Origin of the sequence: Empedobacter sp. UBA7248 (assembly GCF_002472945.1) — a bacterium.
In the GTDB taxonomy this organism is placed as follows: domain Bacteria; phylum Bacteroidota; class Bacteroidia; order Flavobacteriales; family Weeksellaceae; genus Empedobacter; species Empedobacter falsenii_C.
The window spans coordinates 469,054-491,397 of sequence record NZ_DKSU01000008.1; the positions used below are offsets into that span (position 1 = coordinate 469,054).

The 22,344-nt window shown below is 31.9% G+C and carries 23 protein-coding genes; 9 read left to right on the top strand and 14 right to left on the bottom strand.

The window, feature by feature from the left end:
• Positions 1-189: 189 nt before the first annotated feature.
• On the bottom strand, positions 190-1,668 hold the full coding sequence (proS, locus tag B4A23_RS09220; RefSeq protein ID WP_291119230.1) for a proline--tRNA ligase: 1,479 nt from the start codon (positions 1,666-1,668) through the stop codon (positions 190-192).
• A 103-nt stretch (positions 1,669-1,771) separates the two neighbouring features.
• Here proS and B4A23_RS09225 point away from each other — a divergent pair, with 103 nt between their 5' ends.
• On the top strand, positions 1,772-3,106 hold the full coding sequence (locus B4A23_RS09225) for a hypothetical protein (protein ID WP_291119233.1): 1,335 nt from the start codon (positions 1,772-1,774) through the stop codon (positions 3,104-3,106).
• A 21-nt stretch (positions 3,107-3,127) separates the two neighbouring features.
• Positions 3,128-4,522, top strand: coding sequence for an OmpP1/FadL family transporter (locus tag B4A23_RS09230; protein ID WP_291119235.1), 1,395 nt, complete (start codon positions 3,128-3,130; stop codon positions 4,520-4,522).
• A gap of 99 nt (positions 4,523-4,621) precedes the next feature.
• Here B4A23_RS09230 and B4A23_RS09235 read toward each other — a convergent pair whose 3' ends face one another.
• Complete coding sequence (locus tag B4A23_RS09235) at positions 4,622-5,377, bottom strand: head GIN domain-containing protein (RefSeq protein ID WP_280062072.1); 756 nt, start codon at positions 5,375-5,377, stop codon at positions 4,622-4,624.
• 113 nt (positions 5,378-5,490) lie between these two features.
• Between B4A23_RS09235 and B4A23_RS09240 the strand changes: the two genes are divergently transcribed.
• The 3 genes from B4A23_RS09240 to B4A23_RS09250 all read left to right on the top strand — a co-directional run bounded on the left by B4A23_RS09240 (position 5,491) and on the right by B4A23_RS09250 (position 7,349).
• A complete protein-coding gene (locus B4A23_RS09240; protein ID WP_115001807.1) occupies positions 5,491-6,255 on the top strand; it encodes an exodeoxyribonuclease III in 765 nt (254 codons plus the stop codon).
• A 10-nt stretch (positions 6,256-6,265) separates the two neighbouring features.
• Positions 6,266-6,793, top strand: a complete 528-nt coding sequence (locus B4A23_RS09245; RefSeq protein ID WP_291119238.1) for a hypothetical protein — start codon at positions 6,266-6,268, stop codon at positions 6,791-6,793.
• Positions 6,794-6,875: 82 nt separating this feature from the next.
• Positions 6,876-7,349, top strand: coding sequence for a GNAT family N-acetyltransferase (locus tag B4A23_RS09250; protein ID WP_280062073.1), 474 nt, complete (start codon positions 6,876-6,878; stop codon positions 7,347-7,349).
• 45 nt (positions 7,350-7,394) lie between these two features.
• Here the strand turns inward: B4A23_RS09250 and B4A23_RS09255 are convergent, their stop codons facing one another.
• From B4A23_RS09255 to kdsB, 10 genes are all read right to left on the bottom strand, one after another.
• On the bottom strand, positions 7,395-7,919 hold the full coding sequence (locus tag B4A23_RS09255; RefSeq protein ID WP_291119241.1) for a DUF4136 domain-containing protein: 525 nt from the start codon (positions 7,917-7,919) through the stop codon (positions 7,395-7,397).
• A gap of 11 nt (positions 7,920-7,930) precedes the next feature.
• Positions 7,931-8,470 (bottom strand): GNAT family N-acetyltransferase, encoded by a 540-nt coding sequence (locus tag B4A23_RS09260; protein ID WP_180905184.1) that lies wholly within the window; start codon positions 8,468-8,470, stop codon positions 7,931-7,933.
• 2 nt (positions 8,471-8,472) lie between these two features.
• Complete coding sequence (locus B4A23_RS09265; protein WP_291119244.1) at positions 8,473-8,985, bottom strand: NUDIX hydrolase; 513 nt, start codon at positions 8,983-8,985, stop codon at positions 8,473-8,475.
• Between the two features lie 182 nt (positions 8,986-9,167).
• Positions 9,168-10,055: a site-specific tyrosine recombinase XerD gene (gene xerD, locus B4A23_RS09270; protein WP_180905186.1), complete on the bottom strand. Its 888-nt coding sequence runs from the start codon at positions 10,053-10,055 to the stop codon at positions 9,168-9,170.
• The gene (locus tag B4A23_RS09275; protein WP_180905187.1) at positions 10,056-11,639 is read right to left on the bottom strand and encodes a S41 family peptidase; all 1,584 of its coding nucleotides are present in this window, start codon (positions 11,637-11,639) and stop codon (positions 10,056-10,058) included.
• 7 nt (positions 11,640-11,646) lie between these two features.
• A complete protein-coding gene (locus B4A23_RS09280; RefSeq protein ID WP_125349767.1) occupies positions 11,647-12,090 on the bottom strand; it encodes a deoxycytidylate deaminase in 444 nt (147 codons plus the stop codon).
• A 6-nt stretch (positions 12,091-12,096) separates the two neighbouring features.
• Positions 12,097-14,058 (bottom strand): site-specific recombinase Gcr, encoded by a 1,962-nt coding sequence (locus B4A23_RS09285; RefSeq protein WP_280035452.1) that lies wholly within the window; start codon positions 14,056-14,058, stop codon positions 12,097-12,099.
• Positions 14,059-14,166: 108 nt separating this feature from the next.
• Complete coding sequence (locus B4A23_RS09290) at positions 14,167-14,835, bottom strand: LolA family protein (protein WP_260392500.1); 669 nt, start codon at positions 14,833-14,835, stop codon at positions 14,167-14,169.
• A 79-nt stretch (positions 14,836-14,914) separates the two neighbouring features.
• Positions 14,915-15,466: an HNH endonuclease gene (locus B4A23_RS09295; protein WP_038332702.1), complete on the bottom strand. Its 552-nt coding sequence runs from the start codon at positions 15,464-15,466 to the stop codon at positions 14,915-14,917.
• Positions 15,467-15,610: 144 nt separating this feature from the next.
• Positions 15,611-16,354: a 3-deoxy-manno-octulosonate cytidylyltransferase gene (gene kdsB / locus B4A23_RS09300; protein ID WP_291119247.1), complete on the bottom strand. Its 744-nt coding sequence runs from the start codon at positions 16,352-16,354 to the stop codon at positions 15,611-15,613.
• A 200-nt stretch (positions 16,355-16,554) separates the two neighbouring features.
• Between kdsB and B4A23_RS09305 the strand changes: the two genes are divergently transcribed.
• The 4 genes from B4A23_RS09305 to B4A23_RS09320 all read left to right on the top strand — a co-directional run bounded on the left by B4A23_RS09305 (position 16,555) and on the right by B4A23_RS09320 (position 20,832).
• A complete protein-coding gene (locus tag B4A23_RS09305) occupies positions 16,555-17,346 on the top strand; it encodes a DUF3822 family protein (RefSeq protein ID WP_291119249.1) in 792 nt (263 codons plus the stop codon).
• On the top strand, positions 17,322-17,864 hold the full coding sequence (locus tag B4A23_RS09310; RefSeq protein ID WP_291119251.1) for an RsmD family RNA methyltransferase: 543 nt from the start codon (positions 17,322-17,324) through the stop codon (positions 17,862-17,864). The genes B4A23_RS09305 and B4A23_RS09310 overlap by 25 nt, the downstream gene beginning before the upstream one ends.
• Before the next feature lie 134 nt (positions 17,865-17,998).
• Positions 17,999-20,224 (top strand): TonB-dependent siderophore receptor, encoded by a 2,226-nt coding sequence (locus B4A23_RS09315; protein ID WP_291119253.1) that lies wholly within the window; start codon positions 17,999-18,001, stop codon positions 20,222-20,224.
• A gap of 119 nt (positions 20,225-20,343) precedes the next feature.
• Positions 20,344-20,832, top strand: coding sequence for a TlpA family protein disulfide reductase (locus B4A23_RS09320; RefSeq protein ID WP_291119255.1), 489 nt, complete (start codon positions 20,344-20,346; stop codon positions 20,830-20,832).
• 68 nt (positions 20,833-20,900) lie between these two features.
• On the opposite strand, the gene B4A23_RS09325 is transcribed toward B4A23_RS09320, so the two are convergent.
• Positions 20,901-21,851, bottom strand: coding sequence for an FKBP-type peptidyl-prolyl cis-trans isomerase (locus B4A23_RS09325; RefSeq protein ID WP_038332691.1), 951 nt, complete (start codon positions 21,849-21,851; stop codon positions 20,901-20,903).
• Positions 21,852-21,892: 41 nt separating this feature from the next.
• Positions 21,893-22,324 carry a hypothetical protein gene (locus tag B4A23_RS09330; RefSeq protein ID WP_115001825.1) on the bottom strand — a complete coding sequence of 144 codons (432 nt, stop codon included), beginning with the start codon at positions 22,322-22,324 and terminating at the stop codon, positions 21,893-21,895.
• Positions 22,325-22,344 lie beyond the last annotated feature (20 nt).

Consider the following 22,344-nt stretch of genomic DNA (forward strand, 5'->3'; position numbering starts at 1 on the left):
ATATTTTCATTTTCTAGAAGATTATTGGTAAATACAATATTATTTATAGTGTTTTTAAAAAAATAATGAAATCAATGCTGTTTTTACACCAGAACAAAAAGCGACATTGAAAGAATTGCACGCCAAAAAACATCAAAATAAAAAAGGAGCTAATTAATAGCTCCTTTTTTATTTGACGTACTTTATTTCTTAATATGCTTTTGCATATAAAACTCTGTATTTTGCAGGTTTTCCAGAAAAAACATCTACTCCTTCTGTAGGCGTTTCAAAAGCTTGAGGAATACAACGAATTGTTGCTTTCGTCGCATTTTTTACCGCTTCTTCTGTTTCTTCTGTTCCGTCCCATAAAGCTGAAACAAAACCACCTTTATTTTCGATAATATCTTTGAACTCTTCAAAAGTTGTAGCTTCTGTTGTATGAGTATCTCTAAAATCTGACGCTTTTTGGAATAAATTAGTTTGAATATCTTCTAACAATTTCTCTACTTCAGTTGACACATTATCCAACGCAATAAATTGTTTTTCTAATGTATCACGACGAGCAACCTCAACATGACCTTTTTCTAAATCTTTTGGTCCAATTGCTATTCGTACAGGAACACCTTTCAATTCGTATTCAGCAAATTTCCAACCTGGTTTCGTTTTATCATCATCATCAAATTTGATCGAAATTCCTTTCGATTTCAATTCAGACGAAAATTTATCCACCACTTGACGAATTTCTTCTAATTGTTCTTCTGTTTTATAAATTGGAACAACTACAACCTGAATTGGTGCTAATTTTGGAGGTAAAACTAATCCTAAATCATCAGAATGCGTCATAATTAATGCACCCATCAAACGTGTAGAAACTCCCCAAGAAGTTGCCCAAACATATTCTTGTTTTCCTTCTTTGCTAGCGAATTTAACATCAAAAGCTTTTGCGAAGTTTTGCCCTAAAAAGTGAGAAGTTCCCGCTTGTAAGGCTTTTCCATCTTGCATCAACGCTTCAATTGTATAGGTATCATCTGCACCCGCAAAACGCTCAGAATCTGACTTTCTTCCTTTTACAACTGGAATTGCCATAAAATTCTCTACAACATCTGCATATACTTCTTGCATTTGTTGCGCTTCCGCAATTGCTTCATCTTTTGTTTCGTGAGCCGTATGTCCTTCTTGCCATAAAAACTCGGCAGTTCTCAAAAACAAACGCGTACGCATTTCCCAACGCACAACATTTGCCCATTGATTAATCAAAATTGGTAAATCGCGATACGACTGAATCCAACCTTTGTATGTACTCCAAATAATTGCTTCTGAAGTTGGACGAACAATTAATTCTTCTTCTAATTTTGCTTCTGGATCTACAATTAATTTTCCTTTATTATCAGGATCATTTTTCAATCGATAATGCGTTACAACTGCACATTCTTTTGCAAAACCTTCTGCGTTTTTTTCTTCGGCTTCGAATAAACTTTTAGGAACAAATAAGGGGAAATAAGCATTTTGATGACCTGTTTCTTTAAATCTTTTGTCTAATTCTGCTTGTAGTTTTTCCCAAATAGCATAGCCATATGGTTTGATCACCATACACCCTCTAACCTTCGAATTCTCAGCTAAATTTGCTTTTACAACAAGCTCATTGTACCACTTAGAATAATCCTCAGCACGAGTTGTTAATTTTGCCATAATCTTTTATATTTGTTGATAAGTTTTGTATCTTTACTTGGCATAAAAATTGCCTTTAAATTTATGCAAATTTAATTATTACAAACGATGTAAATTTATAATTATGAACAAAGTTTATAAAATTTCTAATAAAATTTCTGCAACTACATTAATTCTTGTGGCTGCATTAGGAATTTCATCTTGTTCGACTTATCAACCAAGTGGTTACGAAAGCGACGGAGTTTACTATAATCCGAAAACAGATAAAACCTATCAACAAGCTCAACCACAATATGGTAACGAGCAAGGAGAACAAGAAAATCAAGGGGAAATAAAAATTGGTAGTCCATACTTTGATGCAGAAGGAAATGGAGCAGAACAATTTTATTACCAAGATGATGTTGATAGTACAAATGATAATACTCAATCTAAATCAGCAACCAAAGTTAAAGTAAATTATAATGGTTGGAATAGTTGGAACTATTTTAACAATAATGATTTTACACTTTCTTATTCAAGTGGTAACACATACGATTGGGGACGTAATGATGGTGTAGAAATTAATATCTGGAACAACTATCCTTGGTATAACTACGGATGGGGAGGTTTCTATAATCCATATCGTTGGGGATATTACAATCCTTGGTATGGTGGATGGTACGGAAATGGATTTGGTATTTCATTCGGATGGGGATGGAACGATCCATGGTATAATGGATATTATGGTTGGGGTTGGAATAGACCTTACTATGGTGGATATTATGGAGGTTACTACGGATGGAATAACGGTTGGGGTTACGGATATCCTGGTTATTATGGCTATGGATACAATCGTCCAAGAGGAATTTATTCTCAACCAGGTTACAGAAACGGTGGTCGTTTAAATAACACGATTAATTCTACTCGTCCTGTTGGAAGCTTAAATGGTAGAAACAACCAAATCTCTACAGGTTTAAGACCAACTCGTGATAATACAATTAACAATACAACACGTCCAACTCGCGAAGTAAGACCAGGTACAGATCAAAGTCAAATTAACGGAACTCGTCCTACAAGAGAAGTTAGACCTACTGTTGATCAAGGACAAATGAATAATACACGTCCAACTCGTGAAGTAAGACCAAGTGTAGACCAAAGTCAAATTAACGGAACTCGTCCTACAAGAGAAGTAAGACCTTCTGTTGATCAAGGACAAATGAATAACACACGTCCAACTCGTGAAGTAAGACCAGCACAAACACAACAGCCTACTTACAACACAAGACCGACTCGCGAAGCGCAACAATATCAACAACCAACAAGAAGCTATGACAGAACAAATAGCATGAACAATTCTCGCTCATCATATTCAACACCTTCTCCAAGTAGAGGTAGCAGTATGAGTAGCGGAAGCATGGGAGGTGGTTCTCGCGGAAGTAGCACAGGAGGCGGAGGTTCTCGTGGTGGAGGAAGAAGATAACTAGATTTAGATCATATATAAATGAAAAAAATATTATTAAGCCTTTGTACCTTAGCTGGTACATTGGCTTTTGCACAACAGAACAAAGGGTACGAAACTCAGTATTCTACAAATGCTATAAATTTATATTCGCAAGATATTAACAGCGGAAATGCTAAATATATTGGTGTTGGTGGAGCTGTTGGTGCATTAGGAAGTGATATTACTTCTGTCGAGCAAAATCCTGCTGGATTAGGAGTAGCAATTAACTCTGACGTACAAGTAACAGCTGGTGTTTCTACTTTTAGTAACAAAACTAATTTCGGAACTAATATCAAAGAATCTGAAAGTAATTTTGATTTCCAACAATTTGGAGGAACTTTTGTTTTTGCAAATGAAGCTTCAAAATGGAATCGTTTCACAGTTGGTGTCGCTTATCTTAATCAGCGTTTAGACAATTATTCATCAATTGGAACAAATGAAGGAATTAAATTTGCTGATCCAGACGGAACTTTCAATGGCTACATCAAAGATATAGATGGATACAAATCTAAATTTTCTGTTAATTTAGGAACAAGCTATGACGACAAAGTTTATTTAGGATTTGGATTAAACTTCCACGAAACAAACTATTCAGGTTACGAACAATACGCAGAACGTGATGACAACAATGGAAAAACTTACGTATACAATGCAGATGGAGCTCCATATAATGAAATTGGGCAAGGATTTTCTTTCTCTTTAGGTGCTATTTATAAAGTGAATCACAATGTACGTTTAGGTGCGGCTTATCATTCTCCAGTTTGGTACAATATTTCTAAAGATTTTTACTCAGCTAATTTTAACAGCGATAAAACTGCCGTAGATTCTTATTATATGTATTCTTCTGATTACGATATGACTCGTGGCGGTCGCCTTGTAGGAAGTTTAGGTTTTGTTGTTGGTAAAAATTTATCACTTGGTGCTGATTATACGTACCACATGAACAATGACACGAAACTAAAGCCTACACAATATTTTAATGGAGATAATAATTTCATCAATGATGTTGTAAAAAATTCAAGTGAAGTTAGAGTTGGTGCGGAATACCGTGTAGATCGTTTCAAAGTAAGAGCGGGTTATAATTATATAACTTCTCCTTACAAAGATTTTACGATGGATATTGCGAACGAAAACAATGTTGTGACAAATGCAGCTGTTTTATCGAAAGCATTTCAAGGAGATATTAATCGTGCAAGTTTTGGTTTAGGATATGATTTTGGTGGATTCTATATAGATGCAGCTTATCAATATCAAACGCAAAAATATCAACAGTTGATTGGAGGATCATATTATATTAATACTAATAATGAATTTGTTTCTTTACCTAATACTTATGCTCCAAAAGTTAAATTAGACAACAATTTATTCTTATTGACATTAGGTTGGCAATTCTAATAAATAAAAAAAAATAGATATTAAAAAAATCGGATGAATTTCATCCGATTTTTTTTGTAGTACTAAATATTAACGTAATATAGTTTTAAACAAAAACTATTAGTTTATTCTTTTAATAGAAGACATTCCAGAAGTGCTCACTTTAGTTTTCAAACCATTTTCGTCTACATAACGAACAGAACTCGCTCCAGAACTATCAGCAGTCAAACTGTTCACAGCCCAAACTGTTGTAGAACTTGCTCCTGAACAATCAACAACTACATTTGCAGCTTTCAATTCTTTTCCAACAAATGAAGAAGCTCCCGAAACCGAAATATTTAAATCCTGTACATTTCCAGAAATTTTCATACTTGATGCACCAGAATTATCAACCGAAATAGAGTTAGAAACAACGTCTAATTTCAAATTACTTGCTCCTGATAAATCAACCGCCATTTTTTCTACTTTTTGCGTTGGTAAAACCGTTACATTCGTTGCTCCAGAAAGATTAAATGAACGTAATTTTTGATGTGAGAATTTAATTTTAATAGAAGAATTTTTCAAATTTACTGTTCCATTAATTTTCATCACCAAAACACCATTCTTCACTTCAGTCGTGATTCTATTCATAATATTATCTGGCGCTTCAACAGAAATTTGACCATTATAATTACCATCCTCAACTGTAACACTTATTGCGCTACTTACGTCAATTCCTTCAAAAGAAGCAACTTTACGTGTTTCCGTAACTGTATTACTACTCGCTTCTACTCGATCTAAATAATTAGAAGCTGGTGATTTAGAATTTAAATCAACCGAACAACTCGCAAATCCTAACGAACTGAATATTAAAATTGGAAGAAAAATGTATTTCATATAGATGTCTTTTATTATATAGACGCATTAACTTCTAAAAAGTTACAAAAAATATTCACTTTATTTATCATTCTAAATCAATCCGTCATAAATATTTAGTAATTTCGCTAACTATGAAAATCATCAGTTACAATGTAAATGGAATTCGCGCTGCGATGACAAAAGGTTTGGTTGAATGGTTAGAAGCTGCGCAACCAGATGTTTTATGTATTCAAGAAACAAAAGCTATGCAAGAACAAGTGGACACAAAGCCTTTTGAGGAATTGGGTTATCACATTTATTGGCATGCAGCAGAAAAAAAAGGATACAGCGGAGTGGCTATCTTCTCGAAAATAAAACCAAATCATGTACAAATAGGAACTGGAATAGATTATATTGACAGAGAAGGTCGCGTTTTGAGACTTGATTTTGACAATGTTTCTGTAATTAGTTTGTATTTGCCAAGTGGAACAAATATTGATCGATTAGATTTTAAATTACAATTTTGCGAAGATTTTAAAGATTATATCAAAGAACTTAAAATCTCTCATCCAAACATTGTAATTTGTGGCGATTATAACATTTGTCACGAAGCAATTGATATTCACGATCCTGTTCGTAATGCAAAAGTTTCTGGTTTTTTACCTGTCGAAAGAGAATGGATGACTGCTTTTCTTGATGAATGTAATATGATTGATTCTTTTCGTTATTTTGTAAAAGAACCTCATCATTATTCGTGGTGGTCTTACCGTGCAAATGCGCGCAATAACAACAAAGGTTGGAGAATCGATTACAATATGGTGAGTAATACATTAGAAAAAAATATGACACGTGCGACAATTTTACCAGATGCGAAGCACTCAGATCATTGTCCTGTTTTATTAGAATTAGACGTTTAAGATTATATAAATGAAAAAAATTGTACTTTGTTGTTTCGCTCTTTTTGCTATTGCAAGTTGCGTTCCTCAGAAACAACACCAAGAATTGGAAGCTAACTATTACAAAGCTTTAGACGATCAATCGAATACATCTAAAGAATTGACATTAGCAAATTTGAAAATAGAGAATCTTGAAAAAGATTTAGCAAAAACAAAAAGCGAATTATACATCAAAGATACAGCTTTGTCGAATGCACAATCTATGATTAGAATGGCTCAAAAAGAGCACGATACTAATTTGCAAGAATTATATTCTGCTTTGAATAGTTCTGGAGAAAAATCGAAACTTTTCTATACTCAATTGAATGAAAAAGAAAAACAAGTTACCGATTTGACTCAAAAAGTAAAAGACTTGGACGCTAAGATTGATCAAAAAGATACAGAAATCTTCAATCTAAAAAGACAAATCTTAACACAAGAGATTAATCAAAAGGTTTCGGAAGCAACAGCTACGCCTCCTAAAACAACAACTCCAGCAAAAACTGGAACAAAAAAATAAGCAATAAAAAGTCTTTCTCCAAAATGTAAGACTTTTTTTATTCTCCAAATCGAAGTAACTTTGCAACAACTAAAAAGTTTTAATGAAAGTTATTTGCGAAACAAAAAGTTTGGTCTTACGAGAGTTTTTTGAGATTGATGCATTCGAATTATTTCAATTAAATTCTGACAAAGAATTGATGAAAATCGTCAACGAAAAACCGTATAAATCTGAAGACGAAGCGAAGTTTTTTATCGAAAATATGGAGAAACATTACCAAGAACATGGTTTTGGTCTTTGGGGTGTTCACGAGAAAAAAAGCGGACGATTTGTTGGTTGGGGAGGTTTGCGTCAAACGAAATACGGCGCAGTTATTAACATTCGTTTGAAACGCAAATTTCAGAACAAAGGTTACGGAACAGAAGTTCTAAACGCCATTGTAGATTATGCAAAAAATGAATTGAAATTAGATAAAATTGCTGCTAAAGCAAATGCAAATCAACCTGAAACATTGAAACTTTTACAAAAATCTAAACTTCAACAATCAGAAGAAAACGAATTAATTTTCAAATTATAAAAAATAAAAAAAGCCTTGCTAAGTTATTTTATCAAGGCTTTTCTATTATTTCTTTTTAGGTGGAAATTTTTGCAACAATTTCGTTACACCTTTCTGAATATTCGCTGCACGAACTTCCGGAGAAGCTTTCAAGGGCATTTGAATTTTCAAGGTTCCTTCCCAAACTAATCTTCCCTCATCCTTCATCGAAATCGTATAATTTTGATTTAATTTTTGAGACATAATCGGAATTCCAACCGAAACTCCACCTCCAAAACCATAACCGCCCGTTCCCATTCCAATTCCAACATTAGAATTCTGTTGTTTTGAAACAAACTCTTCCGGCTTCACATCTACTGTTAAAATTCCATCATTCGATTTCTGAAAACCTCTGTACAACATTCCTTTTTCAATCGACGAATATAATCTGGCAGAATCTAAATCATTCAAACCTAAATTTCCTGTTTGCGTAAAAGAATATGTTCTATTTGTTTCAAAATCAAAATCTCGTTCATAATCTACAGCTATATTTTGCGTGCTACATGAAACAATTGTTAAAAATAACGCACTTAGTAAAAGTATTTTTTTCATAATAAATTTTATTAATCAGTTTTCAATTTCGAATAGATATCTACACTAAGAAATTGATTATCTTTTATTTCACAATCCCTCATAGAACCTTCAAAAATGAAGCCCATTTTTTCGATTGCTTTTTTACAAGTTATATTTCTCGAATCAACATAACCTTCTATTCTATGCAAATTCAACGAATTATAAGCAAAATCACAAATAAGAGGAAATGCTTCTTTCATAAATCCTTTGTTCCAAAAATCAGGCAATAACCAGAATCCAATTTCAGCTTTTTTGTTCTTTTTATCTAAATTATTCAAACCTCCAACTCCGTAAAAAGTAGAGTTATCAACAGAACAGATCGCCCAATAAATTCCTGTTTCGTTTTCTTCTAATCCTTTGTACCAATCAATTTGTTCCTGAGTTTCTTCTAAAGTTTTATAACTTACTCCATAATATTTTATCACTTCTGGATGCGATAAGCCTTTAAAAATATCATGAATATCTTCTTGAACAATTTGTCGAAAAAGCAATCGTTCAGAATTCAATATTGGAAAAGAATCAGAATTCATTTTTATTGATTTTTAATATAAATTTCCACCACTTTTCTCAACGAATCAAAACCTATTTCATCTAAATTAATTTCGTTGATAGAAACCCACTTTACTTCTTCAATTTCATCTTTTTCAAGAGTAATTTCTTCATCAGGAAAATCTGCAATAAATGCTAAATCACACGTTTTATATGGAACTTCTTTGTACTCATATGTATTGGGTTGAGATAAAAAATAGTTGAAATTCTCTAATGGAATTTTAATTCCTAATTCTTCCTCAATCTCTCGTTGACACGTTCTTTCTGCCGATTCATTTGGATCTGTAAAACCTCCAGCCAAATCCAACATTCCTTTCTTTGGTTCTCTATTTCGAACTGTAAAAAGAATTTTATCTTCTTTTTTTAGAATAACCGCAACAGCAGCTGCCACATTTTGATAATAAACCAAATCACAATTTTTACACGACATTTTTCTAAAATCAAAATGATCGATAGAATGTCCACAATTTGGACAAAATTTAAACGATTTTATCATCTTTTTAGGTTAATGATTATTATTTATTTTGAGTATCCGTCATGTCATGCTGAATTTATTTCAGCATCTCATCAAACAAGTGTGATTCTGAAACGAGTTCAGAATGACTATTTTCATCGAGAAATCTATAACTAAAAAAGATTCTTCAATTTCACAATCGCTTCATTCGGAATGACAATTTTCTATTTATTTCTTGGATGAAATTTGATAATCGCATCTCGAATAAATTCTTGATCAACATGCGTATAAATTTCAGTCGTCGTAATACTTTCGTGTCCCAACATCAACTGAATAGCACGAAGATCTGCTCCATTTTTCAATAAATGAGTCGCAAAAGAATGGCGAAACGTATGTGGACTAATTGTTTTTTTTACTCCAGCAATTATCGATAATTCTTTTACGATTGTAAAAATCATCACACGTGTAAGATTTTTACCTCGTCTATTTAAGAACAAAAAATCTTCGAAACCAGCTTGTATAGGAAGATGAATACGAATACTTTCTTTGTACAAGTTAATATATTTTATCGTATAATCGCTAATCGGAACCAGTCTTTGTTTGTTTCCTTTTCCAATGACACGAATAAAACCATCATCAAAAAAAAGATCAGAAATTTTGAGATTTATCAATTCCGAAACACGCAAACCACAGCCATAAAGCACTTCTATAATCGCACGATTGCGCTGTCCTTCTGGTTTTGATAAATCAATTACTTCAATCATTTTATCAATTTCTTTTTCAGAAAGTACATCAGGAAGTTTCATTCCAATTTTTGGTGTTTCGAGCAAAGAAGTTGGATTATCTTCTCTAAAATCTTCGAGTTGTAAGTATCCAAAAAAGCTTTTCAAGCCAGAAATAACACGAGCTTGCGAACGCACGCTATATTCGCTCGACGCAAAATCGTGTACAAAATCCCTCAAATCATCTTGCGAATAATCTAAAGGTTGTTTATCAGAATAATTAATTAATTTTTGAATATCGCGTAGATAACCTTCAATTGTATTAGCAGAAACTCTTTTTTCTAATTTCAGATACATTTGATAGTCATACAAAGCATCTTTCCACAGCATTTACTTCGTTATTTTTTCAAGTTCAAAAATACGCTTTATCATTTCATCTTCGGGCATCCAAACTTGATAAAATGCACGCGAACCATATAAAGTTCCAGCAATTGTGGCTTTCATGTAGTTATCAACAGTTGTTGAAAAAACAGGGTTAAACTCATTTGAAGGAATTCCTAAAACACCTAAAAACTCATTTCTATACATTCCAGCACTGAAATATTTCAGATAAATTGCTTCGTTATGAAACATGAAAAAATCGTGAATTGAATAAATTTTCTTGAATAAAAAATCATTAAAATAATTTGCATCTTGATTATAATACAACCAATTCGAAACCGAATTTGTATCTAATGCAACAAACTCATCAGGAATAATTCCACCACCACCGTAGACTTTTTTACCTGAAGGCGCTGTAAACTCTAAGTCTTTATTAATTTTAATTGAATCTTTACTATATAATTCACCCGATTTTAATCGTTTGTATAAATCGTCACTGTATTTTGCCGTTTTTTTATCGAAAGGTTTTTGAATAGATCGACCAGAAGGCGTGTAATAATTTGCAACAGTCAAACGTACCTTAGTACCATCTCCTAAACTAATTTCGCGTTGCACCAAACCTTTACCAAACGAACGACGACCAACAATAATTCCACGTCCATAATCTTGTAAAGCACCCGCAACAATCTCACTCGAGGAAGCAGAATTTTCATCCATTAAGACGTAAATTTTTCCTTGCTCGAAAAGACCTCTATTTGTAGCGTAAATATATTTTTTACGTTTTTGTTTGTCTTGTGTGTAAACAATCAATTCGTTTTTTGTTAAGAATTCATCAGCTATTTCTTCTGCAATATGCATGATTCCACCTGGATTTCCACGTAAATCGAACACCAAAGTTTTCATTCCTTGATCCAATAAATTTTGCAAACCTTCGTGAACTTCATTTGCAGAATTTTCTGAAAAACGAGTCAATTTAAGATAACCAATATCTTTCGTTAACATATGTTTTCCAGTAACCGTAGGAATTGGTACAATAGTACGATTTAGCGTAACAGAAATTGGTTTTTGATCGCGAATAACAGATAGTTTAACTTCCGATCCTTTCTTCCCTTTCAATAAACCTTCTATTGTTTTATTATCTTTTGCAACCAAAGATTGATTGTCTGCAGCAACTAATTGATCTCCAAATTCTAGTTTGCCATAATTTTTCGTTCCAGGTAAAGTACGTTCAACAACAATGGTGTCGTTCATTGTGCGAAATTGAATTCCAATTCCAACAAATTCACCTTTCAATTGTTCTTCTGCCTTTTGTACAGAAGCTTTGTCGATATATGTACTATGTGGATCTAGCTTGGCAACCATATAATGAATCGCATCATCAACCAAACTATCCGAATTAACATCGTTCACATATTCATTGTCAATCAAAGAAACTAATCGACGAATTTTTTGTTCGTTATCCGAATATTGCAAACCTACAATATCCTTGTTTTCATCGAACGCAAAGTCGTATTTTTTCCCAACCATAAAACCGATTAAGAAAATAATCATCACAACTAATACGATATTAATAACCTTGAAAAAACTTCTCATTGAAATGTTAACTGTATAATTCTTCTTCTGTAATTTGTCGAATTGTAATTCCTGATTTTTCTAAAAACTCTAACCCAGAAAGGTCTTTGTATTGTTGAATGTAAACGATGCGCTTTATACCTGCTTGCAAAATAAGTTTACTACAATCTGTACAAGGCGAAAGAGTGATATACAATGTCGCTCCTTCTGCAGATTGTGTAGAAGTTGCACATTTTAGAATTGCATTTGCTTCAGCGTGCAAAACATGCCATTTTGTATTCCCCTCTTCATCCTCGCATTTGTTCTCAAAACCACTTGGCGTACCATTGTAACCATCAGAAATAATCATTCGATTTTTAACAATAATTGCACCAACTTTTTTGCGTTCGCAATAGGATAGATTCGCCCATTCAAAAGCCATTTTAAGATAAGCTTTATCGTAACGTAATTGTTTTTCTAAGTTTGTTTCCATTTCTAACTAAGCTTCTTCTTTATTTTTTGTCCATAAAGGCGGAATAAAAAATGGTAATGGATTTCGGAAAAATGCTTTTAATGTATGTGAAATCATCGTAAAAATCTTATAAAAAGGAATATTATTAGATCGCATTGCCATTAATAATGATAAGATAAAACTAACTAAGAAGTTGCTCCAACCTACCATAAAAATTGCAATAAAACCAATAATCATTGGTCCAATATCAAAATGATAGCCCATTCCTCCAATACCAATCGCGAAGTTTCCTGAAACGAAAGTAATGTGTCGAATATCGAAAGGTTGACCAGTAAAATCACCAATCAAAAAAGCACATCCCATCATAAAACCGAATGCAACATTACCGACAACCCCTCCCATATTTTTCTCAAACCAATTCGAAATTCTTCTTCTTCTACGTTCTGAAAATGATTTCTTCAAAATTGGGTGATTATAAATACGTTCTGGAATATTATGAAAACGTTGATTATTAATTGTAATTCCCGAAATTAATCCTGAAAGGAATAAGAAGACTCCAGCAATTGCTCCGAAGTAAAAAATATGCCAATCCATTGTCACCACTTCTTCCCAATAATGATAAGCTTTAGAATATTTTAAAACTTCTAATCCTAAGATTTCGTTCAGTAAATAAAATATTCCTAATGAAACAACAAAACCAGCAACAACATTTCCTAAAAAAGCAATCATTTGGCTTCTTACTAATTGCGCAAATAAAGTTGTAAAATCTTTCACATTCAGTTCAGATCCAGAAGTTGGCACAAGCGAACGAGCTAAACGAGCCGCTGTCATAGAAGGCTGTTTTGTAGCAAGTGTCATATGTGTCAAATAAATCGTACAGAAACCAACAGCGTAATTAATACTAAAGAAAAACGCTTTAAACAGTGGCGATGTATCATGTATATTTCCAATTCCCGTTTTAATAAAACACAAAAATGAAACGATAAAACCACCTCCACAAGCTGTCCAAAACATCTTATTATACTCTTTAGCTGTCTGCGTAATATACTTTTCTCCCGTTTTACCATTATGATAAGTCACTAAGAAAGTGATTAAATAAACCGTAGAACCTAACTGATTACTCATAAAATTCTTTGGTGCATAAAATTCAACCCATTTCTTTGTTGCAAGACTATAGAAAGAAATTATTCCGTGTAATCTTAGTTCATTATAACTATTTAAAATTGTTTGTAGACGAACCAATTGTTGTTGCAAACGATTGATTTTTGATGCAACTTTCAATGAAATTCCTTTGTAATCTTTTTGCGTTAAAATATCATTTAACAAATGTTTACATTTAGAAATACTTTCTTTAATCTCTAACATATCAAATCCAGCTTGCGGATTTTCGATAATGTTACTAATCTGCATCGAAAGTTTAGAGAATGGATTATCAAGATAATTAACCTCGTTACTGTAACGCATCATTTCTTTGTCCGAAAACCCACCAGTAATACGAACCGTCAAAATAGAAATTGCTTGTAAAAGCTGATTCTGAATATTATTAACGTTTCCTTTAAAATTATCTGGTTCGATATCTTGATACAATACTTCGAAAAATTTTCGCCAACGATCTCTTGGAATAATTCGGATTGCTGATAAGTTTTTCGAATTATAAAAAATCTCATTTACCACAGAAGTTAATTCATTATTATCTTCAATATCTGGTAAAAGAGAATCCATTATTTTCTTTCGAAAAATGGATAATAAATTATCTTCCAGATGAATTCCACTATCTACTAAATAGCTAACGAAATTGATTTTCCCGAATGTATTTTGAAGTTCTTCGCGAAAAATTAATCGATATGTAGGGTTATTTTGAAGTTTAGAAATTAGATCATCTATAAAAGAAATTGAATCTGGATAATCTTTTCTTGCTTTCTCTAATAATCTTAGAAAAAAGCTCTTCTCGTATTTTTTATTTTGATCAAATATAGAGTCTAAAGCCATATTTTAATTTCTTCATTCAGAGTACAAAAGTAAAAAACTTATACTACCTAAGCAGTATAAATCAACAGAAATAAAAAAGTGATCCTTGATGAACCACTTTTTATATATTTAGAATTTAAAATTTTTCTTATCTATTGCTGGGTTGATTTTTATGTCATTAAATTTGATGACATATTCTCCTCCCTCTGTAGGTTTTCCCACAACTTTGGTAGCGAAAGATAATCCATTGTAATTTTTGAAATTAGAGTAATAAAGTGTTTCATCTTTATTTTTCTCCATTACAATTTCGTAAGAATTTTTGTCAAAACAATAAACTGTTGAATTCGCATTTTTTGTTAATTCGATTTTATAACAACTATTATTTTGATCGTATTTATCTATACCTAAGTATTTTACCTTAAATCCTTTTTGTTTATATTTCAATACATCAGAGTCAAAAGAGTCTGGTTTATAATCTTTTACAGCTACATTTTTCTTCGCAACTTCGCTGTATGTCCATCCCATTCTACCATCATATCCTTCGTTCAAGATTTCTTTTCCATTCATCACAAACACTACTTTTTTGTTGTAAGGGCGTTGATGATAAACAATCATTGGATAAGAATCTCCAACATTTATAATGGCTTCTCCTTTTAGGATAATACTGTTCAAATTATTCCAAGCTGCTTCACCTCCTGTTTTTTGAATATGAGTTTCAATTATTTTCTCTGCATTTTGTGCAAATGTAGTCACAGAAAATAATGAAATCATAAGCGCGCTAAACGTCAATTTCGACATAAGAACTTTTTTAATTTTTAACAATCTGTCGAACAAGATATAAAAACTAATTTAAAGTTCTGTAAAGAAATATTGTCTTTTAGTCTTTTTTAACTTCTATATGAGCCCAATTTTCACCTCTTAAGATACGGTAAACCTGACCTTGAGAAATATTAAATTGTTTTGCTAGTGTAGAAATTTTTGTTTTTCTATTTGGATCAATTAATTTCTTTTTTAGACGAATAACTTGTGCTTCTGTCAACTTGCTATTTGGAATACTGTCTAAACGAGAACGTCCTTTCATCATTCTAAATAAATCCTTGTTGTGCTCTTTCCATTCGTCCAATGTTGCCCATTTCAAATTATCCATTGCGTTGTTTAATTTGTTATGATCCAAATGCACTACATATTCTTTATTGTCTTTATTTGGTAAAAAAGTTTCGGCAACCATTTTATGTACATATTTAGCTGTACGTTTTCCGTCTGCTTTTGTTACCCAAATAGCACGATAACCGTTGTTAATCGCTCCTTCTAAGATTTTGTATTTATCTTGTCCTGTGTATAATTTTTTTACAAGACCATCTTTTGAAACTAAAAAGGATCTTTTTTCAATTAATCCTTCTGCTTCGTATTCTTTCCATGAATCACTCATAATCACTATTTTACTTATTTACTCCATTTTACAACAACATTCATACCGAAATAATTTTTTAAGTATTAATTAACTTAATTATTTCATTTCCACGTCAAGTATAGCTGATTTTAGGGCAAATATAAATCATAAAAAGTTTAAAGATTATTTTTTAACAATAGTGGATAAGTACTTTTTTGCACGTTCTAAATCTTCTGGTGTATCAATTCCAACTCCTATCGATTCGGTTTCAATTACTTTAATCTTCATTCCGTATTCCAAATAACGTAATTGTTCTAATTTTTCTGAACGCTCATTTTGACGCATTTCAAGTGTTGAAAACTTCAACAAGGCTTCTTTTCTAAATGCATAAATCCCTAAATGACGAAAATAATTTGGTGTAAAATTAGTTTCACGTGCAAATGGAATTGATGAACGCGAAAAATAAAGCGCAAAATCATTGATATCAGTGACCACTTTCACAAAATTAGGATTGTTAATATCTTTTTCTTTTGTAATGGATTCTTTTAAAGTCGCCACATCTACAGTTTTTCCAAATTCACCATCAAAAGAGGATAAAATATCTGCCAAAGCTTTTTCGTTCACAAATGGTTCATCGCCTTGCACATTCAAGATAATATCACATTCTATATCTTGTATAGCTTCTGCAATTCTATCACTTCCTGTTTCGTGATCTTTGATACTCATAATTGCTTTTCCATTGTGCGAAACAATTTCATCAAAAATTAAATCAGAATCTGTCACCACAAAAACATCGTCAAACAAATCAGTTGCAACAACATTTTCGTAAGTCATTCTTATCACAGTTTTATTGCCCAATTGTTGCATCAATTTACCTGGAAAACGTGTTGCTGCATAACGAGCTGGAATTACGGCTATTTTTTTCACAATTTTTAATTTCAAATTTCTGTAAATTTAAAATAGATTCGGCTGAAATGCTTCTTTAATCAACAAAATAATTATAGTATCTTTGCTAAAATAAATTTTCTGTATGAAGATTGCTTTCAAAATTTTGTTATTTTTGATTTCATTAGGATTAATATACATCTTAATCAGCGAGTTAAAAATTCAAGGATAAAGAAAAATTTATGTCAAAAACAACTCAACGTTCGTTAGCGATTTTACTATCTCACGATATGCTTAGTTATATTACCAAAACAACCGACGGAGAAACGACTTCGTACTCGGATGTATATGACTATTCGGTAGATTTTACAAATCTTAACAAAACGGAAATTGAGATTGAACATGAATTGCGTTCTAATTTGACTTTATTGCAAGAATATGATTATGTGCATATTTGTTTTTTGTCGACAACTGTAAATGTTGTTCCAAATCAGTTTACACACAAACCTTTCGAGGAATTGTTATCACTTTCTAACTATAGTCCTGTAAAATTAGCAATCGATTGTCCTTTGGAAAATGTAGATGCTTCAATTATCTACAATATTCATTATCCGCTAAAAGATATTTTGCTTTCGTTACCGAATTTGCAAAATGCGCGTTTGTATCATTCGGGCAAATTCTTGGTAGATTATGGAATGATTAATTCTAAAAACGATGAAATTTATATCAATTTAATGCATCAAAAATTAGAAGTTTGTGTGTTAAGCAATGGAGAATTTATTTTTTATAATCTATTTGAAACAAAAACCAAAGAAGACTTTTTGTTTTACATTTTGTATACATTAAATCAATTAAATATTAGCCCAAATACCGTTTCGTTGTATGCTTTTGGTGACATCATGAATTCGCCATATTATTACGAAACTTTACAAAAATATGTACGTCATATTTCGTTTAACGAAGCAGACAAACAACTTGGGCAATATTTTACATTATATAAATTATTCGAATGCGAATCATTTCAGGAACATTAAAAGGAAAAAGAATCACAGCACCAACTAACTTGCCGGTGCGCCCAACAACAGACTTCGCGAAAGAAGCTTTATTTAATATCTTAAACAACGAATGGTATTTCGACGAAATTACCGTTTTAGATTTATTCTCTGGAATAGGAAGTATTTCATTAGAGTTTGCTTCGCGTGGAGCAAAAAAAGTAACTTCGGTTGATAATTTCTATGGTTGTGTAAAATTTTTGGACGAAACAGCGAAACAATTAAAATTAGATGATATTATCTCGACTGTAAAAAGTGATGTCATTAAATATTTGAACAAACAACCTATCAAGAAATTTGATATTGTTTTTGCTGATCCTCCTTACGATTTGGATGTAGAAACTTACAAAAAAATCCCAAATTTGGTTATCGACAATCAATGGTTAGAAGAAGGTGGAAATTTTGTTTTAGAACATCCTTCAAGCATTTCTTTTGAAGAGCATCCAAACTTTGTTCAACACAAAAAATACGGAAACGTACACTTCTCTTTTTTCGAGTAAACATACATTTTCTTAAAATATTTAACAAAATCGACTGATAGATGATATCTATCAGTCGATTTCTTTTTTTTATTTATACTAAGTCTAATTAAATTTGCGCTATTAATTTTATTTAGAATAAATATATATAACATATGAAAAGGAATAAACTTTTACTAGCTACACTTACTATACTAAGTTTTTCTGCTGCCTTCGCACAAGAAAAAGAAAAAAAAGATACAGTAAGTAATCTACAAGAAGTAGAAATCTTTGGAGATAGAGCAAAAAAACAACGTGGATTAGAAATGATTACACGTTTTCCAGGGAATCCTCAAGATCAAGTTCAATCAATTTCTACAATTTCAGAAAAATTAATTGAAGAACAAGGGGCTCTTACTATTACGGATGCTGCTCGTAATGTCCCAGGTGTTACATTATTTGGAAACTATGGTGGTTATAAAGAATCTATGTCTATTCGTGGATATAGAGGAACTCCAGTCTTAAAAAATGGTGTTCGTATGGACTCTGATTTCCGTACAGCTTCTGCAATAAGTGATATGCAAGGAGTGGAATCTATTCAAGTTATAAAAGGTGCAGCCTCTATTACACAAGGTATTGCTACAGGATTAGGTTCTGCTGGTGGTGTGATCAATATTGTCACAAAAACTCCTCGATTCAATAACGAAAAAGAAGTAGGTTTACGTTATGGAAGTTGGAACAATGTTAGAGCAACTTTTGATATGCAACAAGTATTAGATAATAATAAGAAATTTGCTTTTCGTTTGAATGGAGCATATCAATATGGTGAAAGCTATAGAGATGTAATTGAAACAAAAAGACATTATATAAATCCTTCTTTTGCATGGCGACCAGATGATAAAACAGAAGTTGTGGTACAAATGGATTATTTAAATTTAAATGGTGTTCCTGATCGTGGTACTGTTAATTTAGCAGCAGATGATACAGAAGCTCTATTTGATATGGGACATAAATTTCTAGGTACTCAGTACGATAAAACCAAAATGGAAAATTTAACATATTCTGCTTGGGTTAATCGTCAAATTACTGATAAAATTAACTTTCGTGTAGCTTATTTTGGTTCTTATTTTACAAATGACAACACAGCAACTGCTCTAGTAAAAAGTGATAAAAAGAATTTAAATTTATTAGATCGTACATTAGGTAGATCATATAATGATGATAGAAGTACAGCTATTCAAGCTGATTTAATGGGAAAAGATTTTAACTTTAGTGACTTCAAATGGTCATGGCAAGTTGGATATGATTATTCTTATGATAGAAGTACATCAAGAAGTGCTGCAGGTATCACTTTTTATACTATAAAAGATCAAGATGGAAAAGATAAAAAAGTCTATTATTTACCTCAAGCAAATATCTTTGAAGATATTCAAAATAATGTAAGTCTATCTTCGGATTTACTTAAAAATTTAGAATTAGGATCTTTTGGAACCCCAACATATAACTATTATTATGGGTTCATGACTCAACAACATTTATCTTATAAAGATTTCATTAAAGTAATCGGATCTTTACGTTATTCGTATTCAATCAGTAACCATGATAATGCAGTTGATCCAATGATTGGATTAATGGTTTCCCCAACAAAAAGTGTAAATCTTTTTGCTTCATGGACTACTAGTACAAGTTTACGATCTGCAATGAACTTATTAGAAAATGGTGGACGTGTAGGTTCTTCTAAAACTAATCAGTTCGAAACAGGTGTTAAAACATCTTGGTTCAATGATAGATTACGCGCTAACATCACGTATTTTAACATGAATAATAAAAATCTTTCTTACACAATATATAATGCAGATGAAACTAATGCAGTTGATCCTATTACAGGAGAAAACTTATATGGTTTAGCAGGTAATTTAAAACGTCAAGGAGTTGAGTTAGATATTTCTGGTCGTCCATTACCAAATGTTCAAGTTTTATTAGGTTACGCATATTTAGACGCACAATATGAGCACTCACCTGCTTACATGGATGGTTCTGCTCCAATGAATGCTCCAAAACATACTGCAAACGCATGGGTTCAATACAAATTCCAAAATACAAATACATTTGTTGACGGAATATCATTATCTGTGGGAGCATACTATGTCGGAGAAAGACCTGTAAATGAATACACGAAGAAAACAATTATTCATAACACTACTCCTGGTGTAAAACCATTTATGATGCCTGAATATACAACGCTTAATGCGCAAATTGGATATTCTACTCGTAAATTTGACTTCCGTTTATTCTTCAATAATATTACAGACGAAATTGGATACAACTCATACTACAGAGGAGGTTACATCAACCAAATCGATCCATTTAACATGGCTGGACAAGTAGTATTTAAATTCTAATTTTCTCAGAGTTAAACATATTTTTAGCATTTATTTAATAGGAAAACGACAGTTTTATAAACTGTCGTTTTTATTTTGGATAGAATTGACTAACTTCCGTCAAAATTTTTCTTAAAAACATGAAAACAAAAATTACTGCTTTATTTATATTCTTTTGTTCGATTTTTACATTTGCACAAACAGAAAATACGCTAAAATCTATTCCAGAATTTTCTTTCGTTAAAATGCAATCCGAAGGAATTTTCAGTTCAAAAGACATCAAAAAAGGAAAACAAACGTTGATCGTTTTGTATTCGCCAACATGTATTCACTGTCAATTAGCCTTGAATCATTACAGCAATAATTACGAAGAACATTTAAAAAATACTCAAATTATTTTAGTTTCTGAATACGAAGCGAAAGATGCTATCCCTTTCTTAAAAGAGCATGCACCTAATTTTGTAAATAATAAAAATGTAGAATTATTATATGATTCTAATTACGAATTTGGTCCAACATTTCAACCAACTTCTATTCCTACATTTTATTTATTCGACAAGGATCAAAATCTTGTTACCATCAAAAAAGGTTCTGTAGAAGCAAATCAAATTTTTAAATATTTGAAATAATTTAAAAATTAATCCATAAAAAAATTCCACTCAATTGAGTGGAATTTTTTGTTATATCTAATCAATGATTATTTACCTTGTTGTGCTTGAGCTTCGAATTGTTTTTGTAATTCTTTGATTTGCTCTTCAGATAAACCTTGTCCTCCTTGTGCACCTGGTTGTCCTTGTGGAGCTGGTTGACCTTCTTTAAAGTCTACTAATTCTACTTCGAACTCTAATGCTTGGTTTGGTCCAATTTGTCCTCCAGGAGCTCCCATTTCACCGTAACCTAAGTTAGCAGGAATATAGAATTTGTATTTTGATCCTTTAGACATTAATTGTAAACCTTCTGACCATCCTGGAATAACTTGATTTAAAGGAAATTCTACACCTCCTTTAGCTTCAGGGTTTTTATCTGTACTATCAAAAGTTTTACCAGTAGCTAAAATTTTACCAGTATATTTTACTTTAACAATACTATTAATGTTTGGTTTAGCACCTGTTCCTTCTTTTTCTACAACATAAACTAATCCAGAAGCAGTTGTTTTAGCACCAGAAGCTTTTTTCTTCTCGTCTACCAATTTTTTAGACTCGTCTGCATTTTTCTTAACCAAGTTTTGTTGGTGATTTTTTGCATACGTATCTAAAATTCCCATTCCCGCTTCTTGTGTAATCAACAATTTTTTGTGACGTACAACATCCATAATCCCTTGAACAATGATATCCTTGTCCATTTGATCTAATTGTTGTTGGTTAATAACCGTCTCAATTTGCTGACCAACTTGTTGACCAATCGCGTAAGATTCTCTACCTTCTTTACCTGCTTTTAAGTAATCGCGGATCCCTTTTTCTAATTGATCGTAGTTGATACTATCAGTTTCAACTAAACGTCCTCCAAGACCTTTGATTTGCTCACCAAGACCAGTTCCGAAAGCATAAGAAGCTTTTTGATCTTCGCTTTCTAATTTGTCTACAGATTTTCCTTTGTTACAAGACACTAACGACGCAACAACAAAAATCCCTAAAAGAACTTTTTTCATTATTTATAAAAATTTATTGCAAGTTTAATAAGAAACTTTCATTAATCATACAAATCTAAACCAAATTCTTCTTTTAATTTTAACAAAATCGGGTTTTTATCTGATAATTTCTCAAATTTCTCTTTGTTTGATAAGATATGATTCGTTGCTTCCTTCTCAGAAAACTTAATCTGAATACTAAAATAGTGATTCTTAAGGAATGCTCTCAAACTATTTCTAATTCGATCGCGGTATTCCTCAAACTCTTGTTCTGATGAATGCGAAGTAAATTCGAAAATAATTTCATCACCTTCCAAACCAAGTTCTGTTGTCATCAAAGCGTTATAAGACGGAATATTATGTTCGATTTTTAATCGATCCAAAAATCTTTTCCAGCCTTCTTTTACTTGATCCAATGTAAACTTTTCTCGAGGTAAATCATTTCGTAAAATCTCTTCCTGATGTTCTTCAACTTTTGCCCCAGGCAAAGCCATTTTAAGACTAAACGACGAAT